Annotated in this window: 19 protein-coding genes and 2 pseudogenes; 3 read left to right on the forward strand and 18 right to left on the reverse strand. The window is 44.7% G+C overall.

What is annotated here, in order from left to right; translation table 11 throughout:
* Positions 1 to 56: 56 nt before the first annotated feature.
* The 6 genes and pseudogenes from H6G17_RS33185 to H6G17_RS33615 all read right to left on the reverse strand — a co-directional run bounded on the left by H6G17_RS33185 (position 57) and on the right by H6G17_RS33615 (position 4,181).
* Complete coding sequence (locus H6G17_RS33185) at positions 57 to 218, reverse strand: hypothetical protein (protein ID WP_206757176.1); 162 nt, start codon at positions 216 to 218, stop codon at positions 57 to 59.
* Between the two features lies 1 nt (position 219).
* Positions 220 to 492, reverse strand: coding sequence for a hypothetical protein (locus H6G17_RS26365; protein WP_192161537.1), 273 nt, complete (start codon positions 490 to 492; stop codon positions 220 to 222).
* 33 nt (positions 493 to 525) lie between these two features.
* Complete coding sequence (locus H6G17_RS26370) at positions 526 to 810, reverse strand: hypothetical protein (protein WP_192161538.1); 285 nt, start codon at positions 808 to 810, stop codon at positions 526 to 528.
* Between the two features lie 430 nt (positions 811 to 1,240).
* On the reverse strand, positions 1,241 to 1,462 hold the full coding sequence (locus H6G17_RS26375; RefSeq protein WP_192161539.1) for a hypothetical protein: 222 nt from the start codon (positions 1,460 to 1,462) through the stop codon (positions 1,241 to 1,243).
* A 152-nt stretch (positions 1,463 to 1,614) separates the two neighbouring features.
* Positions 1,615 to 3,393 (reverse strand): mechanosensitive ion channel, encoded by a 1,779-nt coding sequence (locus tag H6G17_RS26380; RefSeq protein WP_192161540.1) that lies wholly within the window; start codon positions 3,391 to 3,393, stop codon positions 1,615 to 1,617.
* 305 nt (positions 3,394 to 3,698) lie between these two features.
* Positions 3,699 to 4,181: pseudogene (locus tag H6G17_RS33615) on the reverse strand (ATP-binding protein).
* Between the two features lie 57 nt (positions 4,182 to 4,238).
* Here H6G17_RS33615 and H6G17_RS34840 point away from each other — a divergent pair.
* Positions 4,239 to 4,903: pseudogene (locus tag H6G17_RS34840) on the forward strand (response regulator); the annotation flags it as partial.
* Between the two features lie 31 nt (positions 4,904 to 4,934).
* On the opposite strand, the gene glgP reads toward H6G17_RS34840, so the two are convergent.
* From glgP to H6G17_RS26410, 4 genes are all read right to left on the reverse strand, one after another.
* The gene (glgP, locus tag H6G17_RS26395) at positions 4,935 to 7,118 is read right to left on the reverse strand and encodes an alpha-glucan family phosphorylase (RefSeq protein ID WP_192161541.1); all 2,184 of its coding nucleotides are present in this window, start codon (positions 7,116 to 7,118) and stop codon (positions 4,935 to 4,937) included.
* A 635-nt stretch (positions 7,119 to 7,753) separates the two neighbouring features.
* Positions 7,754 to 7,906, reverse strand: coding sequence for a CsbD family protein (locus H6G17_RS34845; protein WP_192161556.1), 153 nt, complete (start codon positions 7,904 to 7,906; stop codon positions 7,754 to 7,756).
* A 241-nt stretch (positions 7,907 to 8,147) separates the two neighbouring features.
* Positions 8,148 to 8,543, reverse strand: a complete 396-nt coding sequence (locus H6G17_RS26405) for a CAAD domain-containing protein (RefSeq protein ID WP_192161542.1) — start codon at positions 8,541 to 8,543, stop codon at positions 8,148 to 8,150.
* A gap of 317 nt (positions 8,544 to 8,860) precedes the next feature.
* Entirely contained in the window at positions 8,861 to 9,340 is a 480-nt protein-coding gene (locus tag H6G17_RS26410) for a hypothetical protein (RefSeq protein WP_192161543.1), read from the reverse strand.
* Between the two features lie 225 nt (positions 9,341 to 9,565).
* On the opposite strand from H6G17_RS26410, the gene H6G17_RS26415 reads away from it, so the two are divergent.
* Positions 9,566 to 9,703, forward strand: coding sequence for a hypothetical protein (locus H6G17_RS26415; protein WP_192161544.1), 138 nt, complete (start codon positions 9,566 to 9,568; stop codon positions 9,701 to 9,703).
* Between the two features lie 181 nt (positions 9,704 to 9,884).
* On the opposite strand, the gene H6G17_RS26420 is transcribed toward H6G17_RS26415, so the two are convergent.
* The 6 genes from H6G17_RS26420 to H6G17_RS26445 form a co-directional block, all read right to left on the reverse strand.
* Positions 9,885 to 10,847 (reverse strand): apolipoprotein A1/A4/E family protein, encoded by a 963-nt coding sequence (locus H6G17_RS26420; RefSeq protein WP_192161545.1) that lies wholly within the window; start codon positions 10,845 to 10,847, stop codon positions 9,885 to 9,887.
* A gap of 71 nt (positions 10,848 to 10,918) precedes the next feature.
* Positions 10,919 to 11,812 carry a DUF2382 domain-containing protein gene (locus H6G17_RS26425; RefSeq protein ID WP_192161546.1) on the reverse strand — a complete coding sequence of 298 codons (894 nt, stop codon included), beginning with the start codon at positions 11,810 to 11,812 and terminating at the stop codon, positions 10,919 to 10,921.
* Between the two features lie 577 nt (positions 11,813 to 12,389).
* A complete protein-coding gene (locus H6G17_RS26430; RefSeq protein ID WP_192161547.1) occupies positions 12,390 to 12,593 on the reverse strand; it encodes a hypothetical protein in 204 nt (67 codons plus the stop codon).
* A 214-nt stretch (positions 12,594 to 12,807) separates the two neighbouring features.
* A complete protein-coding gene (rpaB, locus tag H6G17_RS26435) occupies positions 12,808 to 13,521 on the reverse strand; it encodes a response regulator transcription factor RpaB (RefSeq protein ID WP_192161557.1) in 714 nt (237 codons plus the stop codon).
* 156 nt (positions 13,522 to 13,677) lie between these two features.
* Positions 13,678 to 14,580: a hypothetical protein gene (locus H6G17_RS26440; RefSeq protein ID WP_192161548.1), complete on the reverse strand. Its 903-nt coding sequence runs from the start codon at positions 14,578 to 14,580 to the stop codon at positions 13,678 to 13,680.
* A gap of 173 nt (positions 14,581 to 14,753) precedes the next feature.
* A complete protein-coding gene (locus tag H6G17_RS26445) occupies positions 14,754 to 15,032 on the reverse strand; it encodes a hypothetical protein (protein WP_192161549.1) in 279 nt (92 codons plus the stop codon).
* 650 nt (positions 15,033 to 15,682) lie between these two features.
* Between H6G17_RS26445 and H6G17_RS26450 the strand changes: the two genes are divergently transcribed.
* Positions 15,683 to 18,037, forward strand: coding sequence for a response regulator (locus tag H6G17_RS26450; protein WP_192161550.1), 2,355 nt, complete (start codon positions 15,683 to 15,685; stop codon positions 18,035 to 18,037).
* Between the two features lie 32 nt (positions 18,038 to 18,069).
* On the opposite strand, the gene H6G17_RS26455 is transcribed toward H6G17_RS26450, so the two are convergent.
* Positions 18,070 to 19,098: a chemotaxis protein CheB gene (locus H6G17_RS26455; RefSeq protein ID WP_192161551.1), complete on the reverse strand. Its 1,029-nt coding sequence runs from the start codon at positions 19,096 to 19,098 to the stop codon at positions 18,070 to 18,072.
* A gap of 10 nt (positions 19,099 to 19,108) precedes the next feature.
* Entirely contained in the window at positions 19,109 to 23,314 is a 4,206-nt protein-coding gene (locus H6G17_RS26460) for a chemotaxis protein CheB (RefSeq protein WP_192161552.1), read from the reverse strand.
* Between the last annotated feature and the right edge of the window lie 191 nt (positions 23,315 to 23,505).

Raw genomic sequence — 23,505 nt, forward strand, 5'->3', positions numbered from 1 at the left:
CCACTTATTCTCATTTAATCTGGTCTCAAAAACGCGATGATTTCAGGTCGGAGCGATTATGATTTCGGGTCGCTACAGGTACTAGCCCCAATCAAGGTTCCAGCGAGTGGCACGTTTCGCAAAAAGCCCAGTCCGGCTTTAACTGCGTTGCTGCCTCCTAACGCTAATCCAGAAATGGCTAATACTTCACCTTTACGCGCCCGATCGTGCAGATCCAAGCTATAGGCAGCAGCTAATTTCGTAGACGAGTTCTGATTGGAGGGCGGTGGTTGCGGCAAGGTCAATAGCGAGAAGCGCTACGGCTAATCCTGGAATCAAACTACTCATAAAGCCCATTTTTCCAGCATCGAGAGCCTTTCTCGACATCAATCGATGCACAATTTCACTGGGCAATTCATTGGGATATTGTTGTTGAAGTGCTCGAACAGTAGCTTTTGCTTTTTCGACATCGACTTGATTCGTCATGCCGAACAGCCAATCGAGTTTCAGCACACTTGCCACTCGTCGCACGAAAGGATTGTGCAGTCATGGCAGGTTGGACAGGTAGCCGCCGATCGCGTGTCCGGCTCCAGTTGTCGTGCCGCTAATCCAGCGAACAGCTTGTTGAGTGACGCTTTTTGCAATTGAAACTGTAGCACTCAAGATCCCTGTGCTAGTATTTACCGCATTTGCGATCGAACTAGATGGTTTTGAGGATTGGGTAGAATTTGGGGTGTTGTGCCGATCGCGCATCGTCGAGCGAGGTGATTTCATCAGGATACTAAAGAATGCATCGATCGCAACATTACGAGTGCAGCGCAAAATCAGCATCGTGCTTCAGACTGGTATTGAACCATCAAAATAGCTGATTATTTTGGAATAATTGAAATCCCACCACTGCGCTATAGGATGATATATTTAACTCGTTCCATTCGCTTTAGCGAGCTACAACCTAAATCAAACAATTACGGATTACACAGATAATGACGACGCAGCTTTGGTAGCGAACGAGTTTGGTACTAAAGCCGCTCCGAATTAAGTTTTAATAGTTAGGAATTATTTTGTTATCTATCTTTATAGATAGTTTTCTTTGTCCGTCTTGAGTGATGATTTATACAAGTTTAAAAATGATTGCGTAGCATCTTACAATACAACGCCATTGTTCCCAGTTCTGTATAGTGGCGATGATTGTTTACGAGTTTTTTGATAGGAACGATTCTACTAAATGCTCGGCTGATGAATCAGCAGCATTGTATCATCTCTACACGAGCTTACTGCATTCAGTTACGCAAGGTTGTCCATCTTTAACAAGTACCAGTGGAACTCCATCTAATAGATTTTCTGTAGGAGGCGATCGCTTTTTCCACAACGAAAACAAGATATCCATTCCGACCAACGTTGCGATCGCTACAAACAAATTGGTGATTGAATTATCGTCGCCCAGAAGTGCCTTCTGAGTTGCTTTGTTAATAACGATCGACAAAGTTAGATCGAATGTGCGTAGTTTGCATCAGCGGTCGTCGTCCAACAATATGAAACAGAGCTAAATTTGTAGCTCAAATCTTTGGAGACATTGCCTAAATCAAACCCGCTCTACAGAGATTTTCTCTTTTCAATTATTTTTGCAGCATAACCCTAAATACGTCGTCGCCCAAAAGAACCTAACAATTCTCGAATCTGTTCTCCGGCAATTTCGCGTCCGCCTAAGCCAAAAGCTATAGCGCTGGCGACAGCGATCGCACCTAACAACAATCCGAATGCCAAGTTGACAATATCTTGAGCAATCCCAATTTGTTGCAGTGACATCGCTGAAACTAAGCCAATAATGGCAATCCGCGCTACCTGTCCTAAAATTTGAGCTTGGAGATTACCAGAACTAGTAATGATGTTATAAGCCAAGTTTGCTAAGAACAAACCAATGCCAAAAACGACTAACCCTGCTAAGATCCGCCCGAAAATCACAGTAATACCACTAATTAACGCTGTTAGTGCGGGAATGCCTAAAACATTAACTGCTGCAACCGTAGCAAACAACATAATCCCGACCAAGACGATGACACCAACAATGTCGGAGGGAGTACGAGTTCCTAATTGTGGTTTTGGGGTTGTGTCAGGCTGAATAAAAGTTGGTTGTCCGGTTGAGGGTACATCTACTGCGGGGTCTGCATATCTCGGTGGTGTAGTTGAGCGTCTTCTAGCACCTGTAGGTAAACCGAGAATAGAGAAAATGTTGTTAAAGCCGATGCTAGCGAGAATATTAGCAACGAGATCGCCCACAAAGCGTCCGAGGAAATAAGCCAAAATTAAAATTAATGCGGCGGTAAAGATGGCAGGTATCGCATTAAGTACTTGTTGCAACATGGCGATCGCTGGCTCTGAGATCGCCCGAATTTGGAGTTGTTGCAGTGCGGCGATCGCTACGGGAATCAAAATTAAGACATAGACAATCGTGCCAATAATTCCAGATACCGATTGTCCTACGGAAGTACTTCGCAGTCCAAATTGAGTTCCAGCACGATCGATCCCCGTAGAAGCCAATAAGTTTGTTACGATCCGTCTGACAACTGTAGCTAATAACCAGCCAGCAGCAGCAATCAGAATTGCCGCTAAGATATTTGGTAATGCCGAGAGAACTTGACTGACAAGATTTTCAATTGGCTGTAATGCTCCCCGCAGATCCAGAGTATCTAGGATCGGGATCAGAAACAGTAAAAATATAAACCAGTACAAGGCATTGGCGATCGTGTCGGTAATCGATACCTGGTTTGTTGCTTGGGTGTTTGGTGGTGGGGTTGTACCTGGCGTGCGCGGACGCCGATCTAGGCGCTCGTCTAATCTGGCGGCGTGCAGTCCCCGCGTGACGAGCAACTTCACCACCGTTGCGACTACCCAAGCAACCCCCAGCAATATTGCTGCGCCTAATATCCTGGGAATGTAGCTCAGGATAGTGTTGAGAAATCCTCCCAACGGACGCGAGACAGCTTCTAGCTGTAGTGCCTGTAAGACCGCGATCGCGGTAAATAGGACTACAATCCAAAAAACTACATTGGCAATCAGATTCTCTACCTTGGGTAATTCGCCCGTACTCGATCGCCCCATGAGTGCGCCAGCAATCTTATTATCTATGTCTGTGCGATTGAGGATCGCCCGCACGACTGACTTGGCGATCGCGGCAATAATCAAACCTAGCGCCAAAATCAAGACTGCTGCAAGTAGATTCGGGATAAACGCAATTAAACTGCGCCCCAGATCTTGCATATAATCCACACCAGACTCAACAGCCGCGCCAGTACGAGCTAATGGATCGCCTGTTGGGGGTGGTGCTGTTTGCGCTAGTAGTGCAAATAATTGTTGACTGTCAAGCAACTCCTTAGCACTTATTAACAAGGTTGTAACCTGTAAAGTCCCATTCATTATTTCTTGAGTCAACCGTTAGAGATTGGTGAGAATATTACGCAAAATTCCCTTTTCTCACCTCTACTACTAGGAGGAGTTTTCATACTAGGGTATGTATTAGTTTTTACATATTCGCTCCTCTTAAATCTTTTAGTTGAGGAGAATTATAGAGATCGTTTGTTGTATGTATTCAGCACAATTGTATAAAAATATAAGGGATGAGCTGCTTGCCCATCCCTCAGTCTGCAATCTAATTTGTACTAAACGACGCGATCGGATAATTCTGGCGATCGCTTGAAGTTCTTTGCAACCATGCCTCTAAGCTAGAGAGTTAATGGTGCTAAATTTTCATCCTGAGTCCTGATTTCTGTGGGTAGAATTATTGTAAAAGTGGAACCCTCTGCTAGTTTGGAGCTAAGGCTAATGTTGCCTTGCAAGAGCTTTACCAGTCGCGACACGATCGCCAGTCCTAGCCCCGTGCTGTCAGCAGGATGTTATTTGTTATCGTGATGAGCGCGAGCAAAGGGAGCGAAGATCTGCTGTCGGTCTTCAGGAGGAATGCCAATTCCCGTATCGCTGACTGCAAGCTGCCAAGGATCTTCAGAGATCGATCTGCACTCAATCGTAACGCTACCTGCCTCGGTATAGCAAATTGCATTACTGACAAGGTTTGTCGAAATTTGTTGCAATTGCAAGCAGTCTGTGTCAAGTTCACCCCACCAGGCGGAGAGATAGAGATCTCGCTCATGCAAGTAGAAGCATGACAAGGGGACAAGGAGGACAAGGAAGCAATCATCAATTACCAATCACCCATTACCCATTACTCATTACCCATTACCTATTACCTATTACCCATTACCAACTACGCCCAAATCCAAGTCAGTGACACCGGAAAAGGAATTAACCCAGAATTCCTACCATACGTATTTGAATACTTCCGTCAGGAGGATGGGACAACGACGCGAAAATTTGGTGGGCTGGGATTATGAGGAGCGATCGTGCGCCACATCACCGAGTTACATGGGGGTACGGTCAAAGCCGAAAGTCTTGGAGAAGGGCAAGGAACAACCTTCACCGTAAATTTGCCTCTGCTTCAGGATGAAAGTGGAGAAATGAGTGATGAGGAGATTGTTTCATCCTTCACTCCCCACCCTTTACAAGGTATTCGCATATTAGTGGTAGACGATGAAGCCGATATGCTGGAATTAGCTCAATTCACCTTAGAACAATATGGGGCAGAAGTCACCGTTGCTGCATCGGCAGCAGAAGCAATGCTTATCCTCGATCGCTTTGCGCCTAACGTTTTGATTAGCGATATTGGGATGCCGGATGTCGATGGCTATATGTTCGTGCAGTCAGGCAGCGATCGCCGCAGGCAGGTGGGCAAATTCCGGCAATTGCCCTGACTGCTTATGCTAAAAAGATCGATCGCCAACTTGCCCTGCAAGCCGGATTTCAGTCTCATCTGCCGAATCCCGTGGAACCAGAGGAGTTGGTGCAGGCGATCGCTGTTCTGTTCGACCAATAGGATCGGATCTTAAAGCAGGCATTTCAAATGATTAGACAGGAGCAGCATTATTTGCTGTCAATACGTACATTTGATTTACGTACTCGCTCACCATCCGGTCAGTGTTAAACATCGGTGCGACTGTTTTAATCGAAGCCTTCATCATCTCTATCCAACGGCAGGGTAGCTTTTGCGTGTCAAGTTCGTAAAACAAAGGCACGATTTCTTCTGCTAATAAATAATACAAAGCTTCAACATCCTTTTGCGCTTGCGCCTCTGGGTCATCGAGAGAACAATCTTCGCCAATTGCCCAACCATTGACACCTTTACCATCCGCTCCCTGCTGATACGCTTCGCGCCACCAACCATCTAAAATACTGCAATTAATGCCCCCATTAAAACAAACTTTTTGTCCGCTAGTTCCCGAAGCTTCTTGTGGTCTTTGAGGCGTATTCACCCATAAATCTACTCCTTGAACTAACTTTTTCGCTATCAGCATATTGTAATCTTCTAAAAATACAATTCGCTGTTGTAATTCGGGGCGACGAGTCCACTCAATTAAATGTTGAATGATGTGCTTGCTTTTCTCGTCAGCAGGATGAGCTTTTCCTGCGAAAATTATCTGTACGGGTTTAGCTGAATCGCTCAAGATTTGCAAAGCGCGTTGCGGATCGCGAAAAATTAAATCTCCGCGTTTATAAGAACTGAAGCGACGAGCAATCCCAATTGTTAAGGCATTTGGATCGAGTAGGCGATCGCATTGTTCTACCAATTTACAATCTTCTCCTCGTCTGAGCCTAGTTTGTTTTACCCACGTTCTGACATGAGCAATTAAATCTTGCTTCAGATATTGATGACACTGCCAAATTTCTGCGTCGGGAATATTATCTACCTTTTCCCATAGAAGGCGATCGCTTTCTCGTTTCGTCCAGTTCTCATCTAAATATTTTGCATACAGTTCTGACATTAAAGGTGCAGTCCAGGTTGGAGCATGAACGCCATTTGTAATCGCACCAATCGGCGCTGGTTCTATTTCTGATGGGTAGAGTTGCGCCCACATTTGCCGATTCACTTCACCGTTGAGCTGACTCACGCCATTTGCTGCTTTTGACAGCCGCAAAGCTAGCGCTGTCATGCTAAATTTCCCCGCTTTCTGTTCTAATGCTCCCAGTTGCAAAAATTGCTCTTTTGTGAGTCCCAAATGCTGCCAGTAATTTGCAAAATACTCAGTCATGAGATCTATTGGAAAAGTTTGATGTCCAGCCATCACAGGCGTATGAGTGGTAAAAACGCATCGCTGCTGCACGGCGGTTTTGACTCGATCGAAAGATTTACCCAACTGTTTTCCTAACTGATGCGCTACTTCCAATAGTGTAAAAGCGGCATTACTTTCATTTAGATGATAAATTTTCGGGTCAAGTCCTAAATGCTGCAACAGCCTGACTCCACCAATACCCAAAACCATTTCTTGAGCAATGCGAACTTTGTCATCTGCTTGGTAGAGACGATTGGTAATTTGGCGATCGCTATGCTGATTTTCCTCCAATTGGGTATCTAGCAAATAGAGGTTCGCTCTGCCAACCCAGACACGCCAAGCTTGTATTTTACAAGCGCGATCGCCAAGTTCGATTTCTATTTTTAACGGTTTCCCATTTGGCTCTCTCACCAACTCCAAGGGTAATGTTTCTAAATCTTGTTCTGGATAAGTCTCTTCTTGCCAACCAGAGTCATTGAGCTGTTGTTGAAAGTAGCCTTGATGATATAGCAATCCTATGGCTACTATTGGTAGACCTAAATCGGAAGCCGATTTGAGGTGGTCGCCTGCTAAAATTCCCAAACCGCCAGCATAGATATGTAAAGTTTGATGCAAACCAAATTCCACTGAGAAATACGCTACTGGTCGTTGAGGAGTAATGTCGGGAGCAGTCTGCTTTGCCCATGCGGAATGAGGAGATTGCATATAGCTGTTAAATTTGGCAGCTACAGACTCAAGCCGTCGTATGTAAGTTGGTTGTGAAGATAGCTGGGCGAGTTTTTCTGATGATACAGATGAGAGAAATTGTACGGGATTATGCTGGCACTGCTCCCAAGCTTCTGCGTCAATGTCTCTAAATATCGCTATTCCTTCTGGTATCCAACTCCACCAAAAATTCAGTGCTAATTGGCTAAGTGAAGATAGATTTGAGGGAAGTTTAGTAGCAAAACTTGATGCTGGAGATTGTAGGGTATAAGCCATTATAAATGAAGCGAAGTTAGCAAATTTACTACTAGTGTATGAGAAAGCACTTGTATTTCATCATCCAACCAGAGAGGGAACTAAAACTTACTTATTTGTGTATGTTTGTCTATATAAATTAGAATGTGCTGATATGTCTATCTATTAAATGTATTTTGGTAAACTCTATACAGAATATATTGCTCAATATCTGTATCTATCATGTTATTTAGGCAAAATTGCCGCTCTAACTTAGTTCAGTTCAAAGTTCTCGAATAATTTATCCCTGACTGTAGAAATGTGGTAAAAAATATTGCCATCGTTTTTTTATTTCTAGCGTAGAACATAAGACTTATAATAGAGGTGCATTCGATCAAACCTACATCAAAATAAGTGTAAGAGTTAAATATATTAATGTACAAAATAAAGCTAAAAAATCATGTTAAGTTTACTGAAAAAAGCAAAAATTGTGGTAAAGATTAAATCTATTTAATAAATACGTATATCTTTCCATAGTAAATCACAGTGTTCATAGCTAGAAACTGCTCTTTTTCTTATCTCAAAGAAGGATAAGAGCAGTTTTTTCTTTATTCAAAATAACGTATTGTAGAAAAAGCTAAGACAAATTAACATTTGCTCAGCCTACTTTTAAATTACTATACGTTACGGTCGAAACCCCTCTTGACATCATCTTTGATGTCTTCTTTGGTATTACGGACATCTGATTCTACCTGCTTAGCTTTTCCTTCAGCTTTATCTTCAGGATCGCCATTATTTTTACCAACAGCTTCTTGAATATCAACATTTATAACTGAAACAAATCATTCAAATATTTTTTCAAAGAATTACTGATATGTATATATGTTTTAGCTTTGCTAACTTTAGAACACCAAAACAAAATAAGCGATCGCACTAATTTATTAGTAGATCGCTTGTCTACTTGTTTGTAACTTGAGTTGAGCTTCGAGGTAGATATTCATAAATCTACTCGTATTAGTCAAACTAAAAGTTCTAAATTTAAGCTCTTAAAGGTTATTTCTAGCCAATAACTTATCGAGTAAGCGACTGGAGTTTTTCAATCAATTCCTCTCGATTTGGCTTTCTCAGTAGATATCGGTTGATAAACCATACTGAGTAGAAGATACCGATAAGCTGAAAGGTTGGTGCTAATAGTGGAATGCTATTGAAAGCAGCCAGTACTGCAAAAAGTACTCTCAATGCAATAAATGCAGCTAATACGAGCAGAATATTTGTAATTGGTTGCTTGTATTTTTGAAAGAATCTGCTAATGTTTTCAGGTAGTTCAGTAAAAAATACAGTAATGTTATTACCGATCTGCTGTCCTTGAACTTTAAGTTGTTTAGCGGTCGATTGCGTTGTGAGAGCTAGAGATTCTGATGTTTCTCTCACTTCTGGATTAGCGTTGATGTATTCTGTTTGTTGCATTTCGATCTCCTTATGAGAAAATAAAAAGGTTTTTTGCTGTTTCCTTGGCTGTTATCTCTTTGCAGTTAGCAGTTAACGAAAAACTTGCTCTGTGCTTGAAGCTTTCTGCTTTCTGCTTTTCCCTAACAATAAATATTTACGTTTGCCTATTTATGTCTAGTTATGAGGAATCAGTGAAACGAACAAACGAGACAGAAACAGGCTCGCCAGTAAAAGCAAACTCGATACTGATAACAGAATATTGCTAATCTGGCGAGTCAGAAGGGGCTGAAGTCAGTATTTAATTGTTATTGATATCAATACTCCCGATCGAGCCTCTACTTATTACCAACGCGATCGGGACCTACACGAGCAGGTCCGACCTTTTCGGGACCTACAACTTCAGGACCTACAACTTCAGGACCAACTGGGGAAGGAGACGCAGTATTTGGAGCAGGAGAGACAGGAGGGGTCGTAACTACAGGGCTTGCAGGAACCGTAAGGACTGGCACTGTTTGAGTTACTGTGCGAGTAACGACTCGCTCCCCACGAATCAGGTATCCTAAAATACCAGCAAGTGGGATACAACAAGCGATCGCTGCCAAAATTGGCAGACTAGGACCATAATCTTGTTTAGATTTTTTAGATTTATCTGAATCTGAGTGCGATGTTGAATTTGTAGTTGTAACTGTTTCCCTTCTAACAGGAACTTCTTCTACAACTCCAACTCTCTTTTGTTCAGTAGAAGTGCGATCCACAGTAGGAATAGTCTCTGGATGCACCTTACCATCAGCATCGGATTCTAAGCGATTGTTCATTTATTATTCTTTTAATCAAATGAGTAATACTTTTTAATTTAATCAGTTTAATATTTTCTTTTTTACCCCCTTTAGAAGTAGTACTAAATATCTTAAGATAGACATATAGATCGCTAGTGAATCTTCTTAAATTGGTGCTGAGTTTAAAATGATTCAGATTTTGATTTTGATGATTTCAAAACCAAAAATAGTGTTGAGGATTGAAATAAACCAAGTTGATGAGTTATGACTGCGATCGCCACAGGTATTCAATACTATGTGCCTGTATTTGTGTTACGTTCACAGAAAAATTACTGGAGCGTTCCGGCACTCAATATTTTGAACACCGAAATCAACTATTTAAAGGCGATCGCTCAAATCTAAATACTCGTATTTTAATCCTAGTGTTTTATTTCTATTACAATCGCGCTCTTAGAAGTCCGCGAACGCTAACTAAGAGCAGTATGAGCAATATAGCAAAAAGGAGAGATCGACAATGACCTCTCCTTTAAAAAAGATTACGGTTGCCAACTCTAAACAGCCAGTAAGCGTGCGATCGAACTTACTACAGTGTGTTGTCTCTGTTATCTTGAATGATAACGTTAGGGTCTTGAGGATCGAAGTCTAACTTTTCCCTGGAAGTGGGTGTTTCAGTTGGAAGAGGAAAAAGAGTAACTTCGTCTTTCGCTTCAACTGGCTTTCCAGTGCTGACCCCCTGCGTCTTGAATTGCTTATCGTCTACAACCTGGAGCTTTTTGTCTGGCTTAAAACCCTGAGTACTAGATGGCTTGGCATCTTTAGCACTACTCTTGACTGAATCTTTTACATTTGTTGCAGTTGCTTTGATGCTTTGCGATGTACTCTTTGCTGCGTCTACCACAGCTGGCTTGGTATCATCAACAGTACTTTTCACTGAGTCCGCTACACCTTTTGTAGATGGCTTGACCTCCTCAACTGCACTTTTAGCTGAGTTAGTTGCACTCTGTACAACTGGCTCAAGCCCCTCAACAGTACCTTTTACAGAGTCCGCTACGCTTCTTACAGCTGGCTTAGCTTCCTCAGATGCATTCTTAACTGCTTCTACTACAGAGGGCTTAGTCTCTTGGACTGTATCCTTAACTGCATCTACTGTGGCGACTACAGAGGGCTTAGTCTCTTGGACTGTATCCTTAACTGCATCTACTGCACCGATTACAGAGGGCTTGACATCCTCACCTATATGCTTTACGTTATCCCCGACATCTTCTACAGTGTGGTTAACAGTCTCAGCTACACTCTTTGCTGCGTCCACTACACCTTCTACAGTGTGTTCGACTGCTTCAGACGTACCCTTACCAGCCAAAGCACCCGCTACTGCGCCTGCTACTGCACCAACGACTCCTCCGGCTCGTCCACCGAGTATACCACCTACAGCTGCTCCAGCTATCCCAGCACCTATACCTGAGCCTCCTGAGTGAGCATCGGGTTGCCCCCGATCGGGGTCAGTACTTTCATCAGGCTTATCTAAAGGTTGCTTGCTCTCGGTCATAATCATCGTCTCCTTTGTACTAAATTGGCTTAACAGTCAACTTATTCAACAGAATCTTTTCAGGCGACTGCTCAAATACGGTTTTTCGGTGATTTCTTCCCAGTTTTGTTCTCAGTTATCCGACCCTCTGTATCAACATCTATCTCTTCACGACGAATCGTTTCTTGCGCTTCAACTGTTTCGCGATCCACGACTTTGTTAACTCTGACTTCCTCACGTACAAAGGCTTCTTTGTGAATGTCAGGAGTTTCTTCGTAGATGTCCATGTGTGCCACTTCGCCTTCACGGAAGTTAGCTTCCCCAGGAGCAACGGGTCTTCCAGCGTCTGCTGGCGTGACTCGCTCAACTACTACTCGCTCTCTCTCAACTGGCACTGAAACTCTTTCTGTCTCAGTTTCAACGTGCTTGCCGATTGCTACTTCACCTGTTTTGACACGTTTTTTGCTGGCGATTAGCCGTTCTTGGTACAGTTTGACATCCTGATGATCGCGATCGTTCATCTCGTACAAGGACGGCTCTTGCTTATAGTGATAGGTATCGCGGTTGTAAGTTGGCGAGCTTTGCGCGACTGCGGCTGCACCTGTTGTAGCAGCACCAGTAGATGATGAAGTGCGATAAACTCCTCGCACTTGCTCTTCATGGTCGTAATCAAGCTGTTTGAGATCGTCCGGCATTTTAGGTAAATCTTCCGCTTGCTGTTTGGTCATCCCGACAGCATAAATGCGCTCTGCTTTATAATCGATCCGAGAACGACCAACGGGCATCAAAACTTTTTTGCCGAAGATCCAGGAGCCTAAATCAACGACAAAATACCGAAAATTACCTTCTTCATCTACTAAAGCATCGCTAACTTTGCCAATCTTCTCATTTCCTCGATCTAGATATACACTCATGCCCTTGATGTCTTTACCATCAAAATGGTCGCGATAGTTTGGCTCGAAGTCTTCAATTTTTACGAGAGTCATCAGATTTTTATCCTAAATTTTTCCAACAGTTTATTTCAGCGTGGCTCTAACTCTAAAGCATTAATTAGTCTCATTTATCTTGCTAAAGAGAGAGTTATTTTGCTAGTAGAGATAATGCTTAACTTTATTCATTAATTAGTTTTATCTTGCTAAAGAGAGTATTGTTTTTGTGTTGAGCATGACACTTTTTTCTGTCTTATAAAAAATTTTCTAGAGATTGAGGAATAAAATGTAATCTTGTAGGGCGACGAGTGACAGTATCATATTTCATCAGTAACGCAATTTATTTCACTAGAGAGCCGATGACAAACGAACACAAATCTTAATAGCGTTATTTGTAATGACACGAGCTTTTCGGTAATAACGTACTAAAAATTAGGTATGCTATTCAGCAAATTAATTAAATACATAAGGCTAGCAATGCTACCTAGAAATTTACAACAACATAACTGCAAAGCCAAGCTGCACCATCCGTATAGGAACGAGGAGTAAGAAATTAAAATTGAGAATTGAAACTCCTCGTTCCCACGGCTCCATCCGCTAAATTCAGCAGAACCAATCGTAAACCGAGAGGCAATTACATCCCTGGAATACCGCCACCCAAACGACCGATTAGATCTTGCAGGTTAATGCCAAACTTCTGTAGCAACTGCTGATGCTGTGGGTTGTCGGTATCAACCTGCTGGGGTAGCTCCTGCTCAGCTTGGTCAGCCTGACCCCGACCGCCTGACTGAAGCTGGGACTTAAGCATACTCAAGATCTGCTGCTTGTCGATCTGCATATTTTTCTCCTTAATTGTTGCCTTTGTTCGATCGTAAGGAAAAGAAGTGGAGTTTTCGTGGAGAAGTTAGGAGATAATCTCAAAAAGCTCGATAACCTTCCTAAAGATAGAGCTTTAATGTAATAGATACAACCAATTAGCCACAGATAGAATTCTGTTGGTAAAAGATGAGAGTACGGCTGAAATGTTGAGAACTGCTCTCATTTGTAACCGCTCAAAAAAAGCCTTGGAATGAATAGCCCGTTCCTCTGGCTGTCAGAATTAATTCTGGGTGGCTCGGTTCGGTTTCTAAGTTAGCCCGCAGGCGAGAAATGTGAACGTCAACAATCCGCAGATCGGCTCTTGCTTCTAAGGTATAACCCCAAACTTCTTTGAGAATTTTAGAGCGGGAAACAGTTTTTCCACGGTAACCGATCAACATCTCTAGTAAACTAAATTCTTTACCTGTGAGTCGAATTCGCTCATTCCCCTTGTAGACCTTACGTTTATTAGTGTCAATTTGCAGCGTGCCAACACGAACAACTCCAGAATTAAGCATAACGGAGATGTGTGTTTTTTCGACTCGTCGCAGCAACGAATGAATTCTCGCTTCGAGTTCCCTAGGTGAAAAGGGTTTACTCAAATAGTCATCTGCCCCTAGTTCCAGTCCCATCAGCCGATCTGCCACATCTCCCAAGGCAGTCAGCATAATAATCGGAATATCAGAATGTTTGCGTAGTTCTTGACAAACTCCGTAGCCATCAAGCTTGGGCAGCATGACATCTAAAACAACAAGGTCGAAAACTCGATCGCGGAAAATATTCACTGCCTCTATACCATCAGCAGCAGTTACAACTTCGTATCCAAACATTGATAGGCGAGTTTCCAAAAGCCGACGAATACTAATTTCGTCATCTACGACTAAAATTTTTGATTTTTGATTTTTCAACACGATCGACTTCTTGATGCAGTCGCATCTATTTAAAATAATTTTGCTGTCGATAAATTATGTTTGAAAAACACCTTTACTCAGGCTGGCGATCGCCCAAGGCAACAGTTTCTCGCTCGTTGTCATTTTAGTTAAAGCGATCGCGTACAGATTTATTTAGTCAGCACTCACTAGCACTCTGCGCGTCAACTTCTCAGTTGTTGAATAGTTCTCTTGAATACTAGCTGCTAATAAACGCCATTTTTTAATTGCAGATCGCACGGGTCTAGCAGCAGTTTGATTAACTCTATCTACTACAGTACGGAACATTAGTAAGCGATGTTTATTACATTCAAATCCAGCATCTAGGCTACTGGCTCGAAACAGGTGAACGTCTTTACCATCAAAATAACGACATTCGTACTGCGGACTGCTTGCTTCAAATTCAGATGCTGACGACCACCTGATGCACTGACACGATTTATCAATTTGACCGACAGTCAATCTAAATAATTTAGGAGTTACACCGGAGGCATAGTCACTATCCTCAATTGCCGCGAGCTTAATCTGGTTCCAGGCATTGCAGTTTGATGCAGGTAGTTGAAGCAGAAGTGCCAAGCGAAAACCTGAAGCTAACATCAAGGCTCCCACGCCGACAATATCTAAACTTTTCAATTGTTGAATGACAAAACTAGACTCGTGTATCAAGTGATTAAGTAGTAGCGTATTTGTTTGAGGATGTTTTAGGTATTTATCCATTAGATTTTTTAATGAATCGAGCTGAGCGTCGATTTCTCTAATCGCATTTGGCTCGACTGGTTGCCTAACGAGATAACATAGATCGTTTACAGCATTATGATTGAGTTGAATATAATCTAGATGGCAAAATAATAGCTTGAGAACTTCAACAGAGTTTCCAGCAATTAAAGCTTCGCTAATTTTTACTAAAACTTGCTGCCAACTTAGTGTTAAAGCCACAGGTAGATTTTCATTTAAAGTTAAAGCTAGCTGCGAGTTTGATACTTGAATAACTTTCGGCAACGGCATTCTTTTGACTTTTGATTCAAAATCTTCTAACACGATCGTTTTCTCGTACTATTACAGTTTTTCTAGTTACAGTATCGCTAGGTTTTGATTGTCAAACCTATGTATGTTCACTACAATTGTTCTGATTTGATCGGAGAGCTATATAAACCGCTCTTAAAATTTAGCTGAAATATTCTCGCTCGACTTTTCACTCACTAAAAATATTTTTATCCCGTTCGGGAGGTATCCCTACGATTTTGTTGTAATGCAATGCATAACTCACAATTTGTCTGGAGCAATTCATGTTTTGTACCTATTAATTGTTGGACAATCTCTTGTGTTTTTTGATTTTGCTGATGCATTAATAGCCTGAAGCTCTCAACTTTTTCGCGTAAGATTTTTATTTCTTTTTCAAGTTTCAACAGTTCATTGGGAGCGAGTAATTTCAGCTTCTGAAATTCTTTTGTCAAACTATCGTCATAAAAAGCAGCTATTTTATTAGACATTTTTACCTTAATGAATAATTGCTGTAATTGCTAAAACAATCAATTTTGAATTATTTGAGCATAATGAAGTAGCCAAAGTAGAATATTTGGTAATAATAAATATATTTTTGAAAGCAGAAAATTTTGAAGACTAGGTAGTTAGGTTATGTTTTTTTACCTCACAGGCTAGCCAAGAAAATTTCAGCTTGTCATCTTGTCGATTTTTTTAGAGCAGCGAGTAACTGGCTTCTAACTTGGACAGCCCAGGCATCAAAATCAAAATACACGTTTTTGCTACTAACTGATGTTTCAGGCAGCCTGGTATGTGTATCAATTTTCATTTTGGTGTTTCTCATCACTCTTACCAAATAGTTACGTTTCTAAGATGGCACTAGCCGATCTGGAGAACAATTCATTTTGCTATCTCCTGTCAGCAACTCTTAGTAGACTCAGTTGAAGTCAGTTCGGTTGGCTAAAATTTTTCAATTATGCCCGAAGTCAATTTCAGTAAGTAGCTCAGCCCTAAATTTTGCTAATTTTGATTGTAAGTAAAATAAGTGGAGATTTTGTGGAGAAGTTAGGAGATAATATAAAAAGCTCCATAATCTTTCTAATAATCTTCCTAAAGATAGAGCCTTAAAGTAGCAAATATAACCAAGAAGTAGCCGCCGATGAAAATTCTGCTGGTAGAAGACGATGAGGGTACGGCTGAAATATTGAAAACCACCCTGATCGAGCAACATTACTTGGTCGATTTGGCGATGGACGGTCAGGCTGGGCTAGAAATGGCAGAGGCGTTTATTTATGACTTAATTTTATTGGATGTCATGCTGCCCAAGCTGGATGGACTGGATTTTTGTCGGCAGCTACGCGATCGCAAAGACCGCACTCCGGTTTTGCTGTTGACAGTCTTGGAGAGTAACACCAGTAAAATTATGGGGTTAGAAGCTGGAGCTGATGATTATGTGGTCAAGCCTTTCGATCTCCATGAGTTATTAGCTCGGATACGTGCTTTACTCCGTCGAGGTAGTTCGGCGCTCTCCTCCATCATCGAGGCGGGAAAGATCGCGCTTGACTCCAGTAGCTGTAGGGTAACTTGCGATGGGCAATTGTTACACTTAACTGCTAAGGAATATGCTTTACTAGAGCTGCTTTTACGTAACAGTCACCGAATATTTAGCCAACAAGCCCTGCTAGAGCATCTCTGGTTGTTTGAAGAAATCCCTTCAGAAAATACTCTGAGGACGCATATTAAGACTTTACGACGAAAACTCAGGCAAGCTGGGGCAGACGCGATCGAGACAGTTCACGGGCTAGGGTATCGGCTCAAACTAGGGGAAGATGAAGTTAAGAATCAGGCAGCGGTAACGGCTCACTCCCCAAGTGCGGCGATCGCGACTGTAACTACAGTAAACCAGCCCAAGCAACAAATTGCGCCAGCACGGGCTGCCATTTGGGAGCGATACAAGCACAATTATAGCGATCGCATTGCGACTCTAGAACAAGCGATCGCCACCCTGGATCGGGGTGAACTAACTCCAGAACTAGGACAACAGGCGCGAGCGGAAGCCCACTTGCTAATTGGAGCGTTAGCTAGCTTTGAGTTTATTGAAGCTAGCCAAATCTGTCGCCAGATCGAGCAGATTTTTCGGGCTGGAGTCGAGTCAAGCCTAGAAGCTAGACTCGCTCAACTAGTTGTAACATTGCGGCAAGAACTAGAACTACCAGCCGCAACTGGGGAATTACACGAGCGATCGCTCGCTACCGTCAAGCAGCAACCCCGACTGTTAATTATAGATAATGATGCCCAACTGGGCGAGCAGTTGATTTCGGAAGCGACAATCTGGGGCATTCAAGCAGAATTGGTTACGGACTTAACCGCAGCTAGAAAGGCGATCGCCCAAAATTGCCCAGATGTGGTGTTGCTCGATCTATGTGACAACTCAGCCGAGAGCGGTTTCAATCTGTTGGCAGAGTTAAAAACCAACAATCGGCACTTACCCGTACTCGTGTTAGCAGCGCCGGATGATTTTACTAATCGGATAAAAGTAGCTCGTTTAGGGGGACGGGTGTTTTTGCCTAAGCCTGCGTTTCCTGCTTCAGTCCTGACAGCAATTAATCGGGTGCTGAGCCAATCTGACACTATTGCCGCGAAAATTTTAGTTGTAGACGACGATCCCCAGACGTTAGACATTCTCCGCACTGTACTAGAACCTTGGGGATTCAAGCTAGCCCTGATAGATAACCCTCGGCATTTTTGGGACAAGTTGGAGCAGTACGATCCCGATCTATTAATTCTGGATGTGGAAATGCCAGAATTAAGCGGCATTGACTTATGCCAGGTGGTGCGAAGCGATTCCCACTGGTGTGAATTGCCCGTGCTGTTTCTCTCGGTTCACACGGACACAGAAACTATAAATCGGGTGTTCACAGCAGGTGCAGACGATTACGTGTATAAGCCAATTCGGTCACCGGAATTAATTGCCCGCGTACTAAATCGGCTGGAACGGACGCAGACTTTGCATAAATTAGCAGACACCGATCTTTTGACGGGTATTGCCAATCGGCGCAAATCTATTCAGGAATTGAATCGGTTGTTGCGTTTAGCCAAGCGCCAAAGTCAACCTTTATGTTTTGTCATCTTAGATTTGGATCGGTTTAAGCTCGTCAACGATCGCCACGGTCATGCAGCTGGCGATCGCGTGTTAAGACGATTTGGGGCATTATTGCAGCAGACTTTTCGTAGTGAAGATGCGATCGCTCGTTGGGGTGGCGAGGAATTTGTTATCGGTTTATACGCCGCGACTCGCCAGCAGGCTATGGCTCGGCTGACAGAGTTACTAGAGATCGTGCAGCAGCAAGAGTTTACTGGTGTTAGTGGCGAGAAATTTCAGGTGAGTTTTAGTGGAGGCATAGCCCAGTACCCAGAGGATGGTACAGATTTATCAGCACTTTATCGCAATGCTGATGCTGCACTTTACGTAGCCAAGGCAGGAGGGCGAGGTCAGGTATCAAGTTGGTCTTGAAGCAGGCGAGCGTTGCAGAACAGCTACTCTAACTATTCCTCTGCTGCGGTAATAGCTCGGTGCGTGGCAAAACCATTGAGAATGATGCCTCGAATTAGCGACACCTCTTTATCTAAATTCATGGCATAATCTTCATGTTTTGCTGCCGCACTTTCTAGATTGTAATTTCTCATCCGCTCAGCCATTTGACGCGAGAACGTGACCTTTTCCTCCATCGCCCGCACAGCCGACCACAAAGCATTTTCGAGATTCTGAGTTTGCTCTGATAAAAACACATCAGCCGTAAAAGAGTGCCCCGTGTGACAGCGAAACCGCAGCGGCTCGTCTTTGCCAATTTGCCAAATACTGCCGTTGCATTCAGGGCAGGTGTAAGTCGTTCGAGTGCCGATCGCTTCTACATTCTGTAAAAGCTCCTGGGTATTCATTTGCTGTTCGGCAATTTTGGATTCAATTTCAATCTCTTCGGTCACGGGGTATGCCTCCTCCTGGGCAGCAGGTTCCTTGGACAAATGTACTAGCAGGTCTGGGATTTCTGCTAGCGGCAGACAGCGATCAACTTTCACATAGCGCAAGGCACTTTTTGCCATGCTGGAGTATTCTGCTTCGTTTGGGTCTTGAACGATCGCCACGCCGCCCCGTTTCTTGACCGCCTGCAACCCCACAGTGCCATCATCCAGATAACCAGTCAGCACTACACCCACCACCCTGGGACCGTAAGTACGAGCGGCTGAACGAAATAATGCATCGATCGCTGGTCGAAATCTATTTTCTTGAGGTCCGCGCACCACGCGCAGCGAGCCTTGATTGACCAACAAGTGATAATCGGGCGGTGCAACATAGATTCGCCCTGTTTGAATTAGCTCTCCGTCCGACGGGTGGGATGCTGGGAGAGAGCCTACATCTGCTAAAATTTGGGGCAGAATGCTGGGCGTATCGGCTGCCATGTGCTGAACGATGAAAAGGGTAGCATTGATGTCAGCAGGTAGAACACTGACGATCACGCCTAATGCTTTGATTCCGCCCGCCGAAGCGCCAATGACGATGATATCGTGTCCAGGCATAGATTTCTTCTCACTCCGTCACTCGTCCAGTCAAGTTTGCTACCACTCGAATCAGTTGAGTTTGGTCTACAGGTTTAGTCATGTGAATTTGGAACCCAGCATCAATCGACATTTGGCGCTCTCGATCGCTGACATAAGCAGTGATTGCCACTGCCGGAATCCGTCCCCCAGCTTCAGCATCCATCGCTCTCACCTGACGAATCAACGCCAGACCATCTTCGTCTGGCATCCCAATATCGGCTAGAAGTGCGTCGTATCTACCAGGAGATGCAATCAAAGCCGCGATCGCCTCCCTCACCGAAGTCACCGCCACAACTGCCGCCCCCGCGTCTGTCAACATCCACTCTATCAGGGCGAGGCTACCTAAATCGTCATCGACCGCTAGTACGTGTAAACCTTCTAGAGAGAAAACCGCTTGACTGGCGCTATCTGGCGGCTCCTGGGCGGCAAATTCTAAATTACTCGGTGTCATTTCTAGCGGCATCGATCGCAGAGGCAACTGCAAGATAATTGTGGTTCCTTGCCCAACGCCAGGACTCTCTGCCCGCACAGAGCCGCCGTGAAGTTCCACAATCTGCCGGACGATCGACAATCCCAACCCCAACCCCCGATCGCTTTTAGTCGTACTAGAATCTCCTTGACGGAAGCGATCGAAAATGTAGGGCAGCAACTCGGCTCGAATGCCTTGTCCGGTATCGCTGACTGAAATCTCAGCATAAGTCTGCACGGCTGCTAAGGCGATCTCGACTCGTCCACCCGCAGGCGTGAACTTGATAGCATTAGACAGGAGATTCCACAGCACTTGCTGCAAGCGATCGGCATCGCCCATAACTGTTGTAGAAGTTAACTGCGAAACGATTTGAATCGATTTTGCTTCAGCGGAGAGCTGGACGGACTCGATCGCCGCACCCACAACTGAAACCAGATCGAGCAGCCGCGCGTTGAGGTGCAGCTTGCCGCTGGTAATCCGAGAAATATCTAGCATATCCTCGATCAGTTGAGATTGTGCTTTGGCACTCCGCTCCACCATTTCTATTGCACGAGCGACGGCTGCGGAGTCTAGCTGGCGGCTGCGGAGAATTTGCGCCCAGCCCAGCATGGTATTCAGCGGGTTGCGGAGTTCGTGGGACAGGTTTGACAGAAATTCATCTTTAGCTCGGTTGGCAGCCTCTGCCTGTTGCCGAGCTGACTGTTCCTGGATCAGGAGTTGAGCGCGATCGGTTTCAAACTGCTGGCGATCGGTAATGTCTTCGATCGACAGCAAAATCCTTTGATTCTCCCCCTCTGGAATAATCTTGCAGGCATTTAGCAGCATAGTTTTCCGCCCAATCCGCTCGAATTGATGCTCGACCTCAAAGTTTTGCAGGGGAATATCGCTGGCAAAAACATCTTCCAGCAGCGATCGCAGTTGGGGTATGTTCCACTGCCCGTTGCCCAAATCAAAGATCGGTGATTGCGCGGTTTTGGGTGGCGAAACTTGAAACGTTTCATAGAACGAGCGGTTGGCTTTATTCACCCGAAAATCGGACTCCAGCACCAGCAGCGGTACTTGCACGGTTTCCACGATCGCTTCCGCATAGTTGCGGGCTGCTTCTAGCGTGGCAACAGTGCGTTTGAGGGTATCAATATCGAGCAACACCAACACTACACCATCAATTTGATTTTCTGTCGTGCGATAAGGGCGGATGCGTAGGGTATACCACTGCCCTGCTTGAGTTTGCACTTCTAGTTCCTTAAGGGTGAGCGTTTCCAACACTTCTAAAATCAGCGTTTCTAAGTCTGGAATGATCAGATTGGCTCTGATGTCGCTAAAGGGTCGTCCGGCATCAGTGGGAATAAAGTTGAATAGCCGCTGTGCCATCGGTGTGAACCGTCGAATTCGTAAGTCATTGGTCAACATCAAAATCGGGACGTTGATGCTGCCAAGCAAATTAGTCAAATCGTTATTGAGCTGGTGCAACTCCGAATTGCGGCTGCGGAGTTCTTCGTTGGTGGTGTTGAGTTCTTCATTGGTTGCCTGAATTTCTTCTTTGGCAGTTTCTAACTCCTCATTGGTGCTTTGCAGCTCTTCATTGCTCGACAAAATTTCTTCATTCGCAACTTTGAGGTCTTGATTGCTGTGTTCCTGCTCTTGAATAATTGCCTGCAAATACTCCTGAGTTGCCGCTCGTTCCTGAATGGCGACGGCAAGTTCCTGCTTTAGCCGCGCGTTCTCCTGCTCTAAATCTCCCTGGGGGCTTGCGGGAGCGACGGAACTAGAGCTACTAACGGCGGGTGGAGCGTCTTCAAACAGCACTAAAAAGCGGCATTCTTCGGTCGGCGGAACCTTAAATGGAATCACCTGAAGATTGACAACTCTGGAGCGATCGCCTTCTTCGATGCGGAGTCCGTTCTTGATCGCGGGCATCTCCTGTCGTCGCGCTTGATGAATCGCAGCACGTAGCTCGACCATCAAGCCCTGTCTCACCAAGTTGAATAAGTTGAGATTAGCAACTCCCGATACCAGTTTCAGGTAGCGATCGACTTCTCCCCGCAGTTGCAGCACTTGCATCTTATCGTCAATGACGATACCGATAGGCGCGTAGCGATCGGCGATCAGTCGATCGACCTTTCTCTGTAAGTCAAATTCTTCGGCAGGAACTGGCGTTGGAGCAGGGCGATCGCTCGCCTTCACAGTTGGGTAGCTGCTGGAGGCAAACGAAATTGTCGGACGAGTCGCGGTTAGCTTCTTGGCATAAATTCTGTGCTTTTTCTCGATCAAAGTAAACAGGTTTGCAGATTGACCCGTGCTTTCTGACGTGCCGAGTAGCAGAAAGCCGGTCGGGGTGAGGCTGTAATGGAAGATGGGCAAGATCCGCTTTTGCAGCGATTCTCCCAAATAAATCAACACATTGCGGCAGCTAATCAGATCGACATTAGAAAAAGGCGGATCGCTGCCCAAATTTTGGCGGGCAAACACGCAGAGTTCGCGCACTGTCTTATTGATTTGGTAGCCGCCCCCCTCAATCGCATGAAAAAATCGGCGGCGGCACTCTGGCGAAACTTCCACCATCTGATTTTCCAGATAAATGCCCGCTCTGGCTTTGTTGATCGCTAGCTCGCTGATGTCGGTGGCAAAAATCTGGATCGGCGGCTGGGGAGATTTATCTGCCAAAAACTCCAACAAACTGATGGCGATCGAGTAAACCTCCTCGCCCGTCGAGCAGCCTGCTACCCAAATCCGAATTGGAAATTCTGCCGACTTGTGCTGCACAATCGTGGGGAAGACTCGCTCTTTGAGCAGTTCAAAGGCTTCCGGATCGCGGAAAAAGCTGGTGACGTGGATTAAGATTTCTTCAAACAGCGCTTCGACTTCAGCCGGATGTGCTTGTAGATACTGGGCGTAGTCTTGTAACTGTTCCAGCTTATACAACAACATTCGGCGTTGAATGCGGCGATCGAGCGTGTTGGGCTTGTAGCGGCTAAAGTCAACCCCCGTGTTCGATCGCAGCAAGGCAAAAATCGTCGCTAGGGCATCTGCGGGTTCGGGTAATTCTCCCGTCACGATCGGCGGTAGAGGGCGAACCAACATTGGATTGCGGCTGAGATTGACTATTTCTTCGGCAATTTTGGCGGGTGGCAGCACAAAATCAACATTCCCCGTAGCAACGGCGGTGCTGGGCATATCGTCGAATCGTGCCGTGGTTGTACACTCAGCAAACGTCACGCCCCCCGCTGCCTTGACTGCCTTTATTCCCTGCGAACCGTCTCCATCTAGTCCTGACAGAACGACGGCGATCGCTTTGTGTCCGCGATCGGCTGCCAAGGAGGTAAAGAAGGCATCTCCTGGCATATACTTGCCAGCCACCTTGGTGCGGGGCGACAGTTGCAACGTGTCGTCAAAGAGCGTCATCTGAGTGTTGGGCGGAATCACGTACACCTGGTTCGGCTCCACCTTCATACCGTTGTGCACCTCGCGTACTGGCAGTGGTGTCGCTCTAGCGAGAATCTCGCTCAATAAGCTCTCATGATTCGGCGATAAATGCTGAATTAGCACAAATGCCATGCCCGTATCGGTGGACAGATGGCCCAGTAACTGTGTAAAAGCTTCCAACCCTCCGGCAGAAGCGGCAATACCCACAATCGGAAAGGACGCTTCTACCTGGTTTTGCTGCGCCGCGTCGAGTGCGTCCCCACTATTAGAGAGCGGTTGCTGAGAGGATGGATTAGAAGTCATCGGATAAGCTTGGCACTGCAAAAAATTAGCAGCAAAGTTTCTATTATAAGATACCTATTGGATCTTTCTATGATTTATCATAGTTTGAATCTCTCAAGAAACACATTCCGTAGCGCCGGAAATAGGAATAAGTTCCAAACCAAAAGCTTGAGCTTTTTTCTTGAGGTTTTTTAGCATCCGGTCTTGATACT

This window comes from Chroococcidiopsis sp. [FACHB-1243] (assembly GCF_014696895.1).
GTDB lineage: Bacteria > Cyanobacteriota > Cyanobacteriia > Cyanobacteriales > Chroococcidiopsidaceae > Chroococcidiopsis.

Excerpts from the sequence above, each read along its gene's own strand:
- H6G17_RS26370 (WP_192161538.1), bottom strand. The coding sequence starts at position 810 with ATGCTGATTTTGCGCTGCACTCGTAATGTTGCGATCGATGCATTCTTT.
- H6G17_RS26380 (WP_192161540.1), bottom strand. The coding sequence starts at position 3,393 with ATGAATGGGACTTTACAGGTTACAACCTTGTTAATAAGTGCTAAGGAG.
- glgP (WP_192161541.1), bottom strand. The coding sequence starts at position 7,118 with ATGGCTTATACCCTACAATCTCCAGCATCAAGTTTTGCTACTAAACTT.
- H6G17_RS26405 (WP_192161542.1), bottom strand. The coding sequence starts at position 8,543 with ATGCAACAAACAGAATACATCAACGCTAATCCAGAAGTGAGAGAAACA.
- H6G17_RS26410 (WP_192161543.1), bottom strand. The coding sequence starts at position 9,340 with ATGAACAATCGCTTAGAATCCGATGCTGATGGTAAGGTGCATCCAGAG.
- H6G17_RS26415 (WP_192161544.1), top strand. The coding sequence starts at position 9,566 with ATGACTGCGATCGCCACAGGTATTCAATACTATGTGCCTGTATTTGTG.
- H6G17_RS26420 (WP_192161545.1), bottom strand. The coding sequence starts at position 10,847 with ATGACCGAGAGCAAGCAACCTTTAGATAAGCCTGATGAAAGTACTGAC.
- H6G17_RS26425 (WP_192161546.1), bottom strand. The coding sequence starts at position 11,812 with ATGACTCTCGTAAAAATTGAAGACTTCGAGCCAAACTATCGCGACCAT.
- H6G17_RS26430 (WP_192161547.1), bottom strand. The coding sequence starts at position 12,593 with ATGCAGATCGACAAGCAGCAGATCTTGAGTATGCTTAAGTCCCAGCTT.
- H6G17_RS26445 (WP_192161549.1), bottom strand. The coding sequence starts at position 15,032 with ATGTCTAATAAAATAGCTGCTTTTTATGACGATAGTTTGACAAAAGAA.
- H6G17_RS26450 (WP_192161550.1), top strand. The coding sequence starts at position 15,683 with ATGAAAATTCTGCTGGTAGAAGACGATGAGGGTACGGCTGAAATATTG.
- H6G17_RS26455 (WP_192161551.1), bottom strand. The coding sequence starts at position 19,098 with ATGCCTGGACACGATATCATCGTCATTGGCGCTTCGGCGGGCGGAATC.
- H6G17_RS26460 (WP_192161552.1), bottom strand. The coding sequence starts at position 23,314 with ATGACTTCTAATCCATCCTCTCAGCAACCGCTCTCTAATAGTGGGGAC.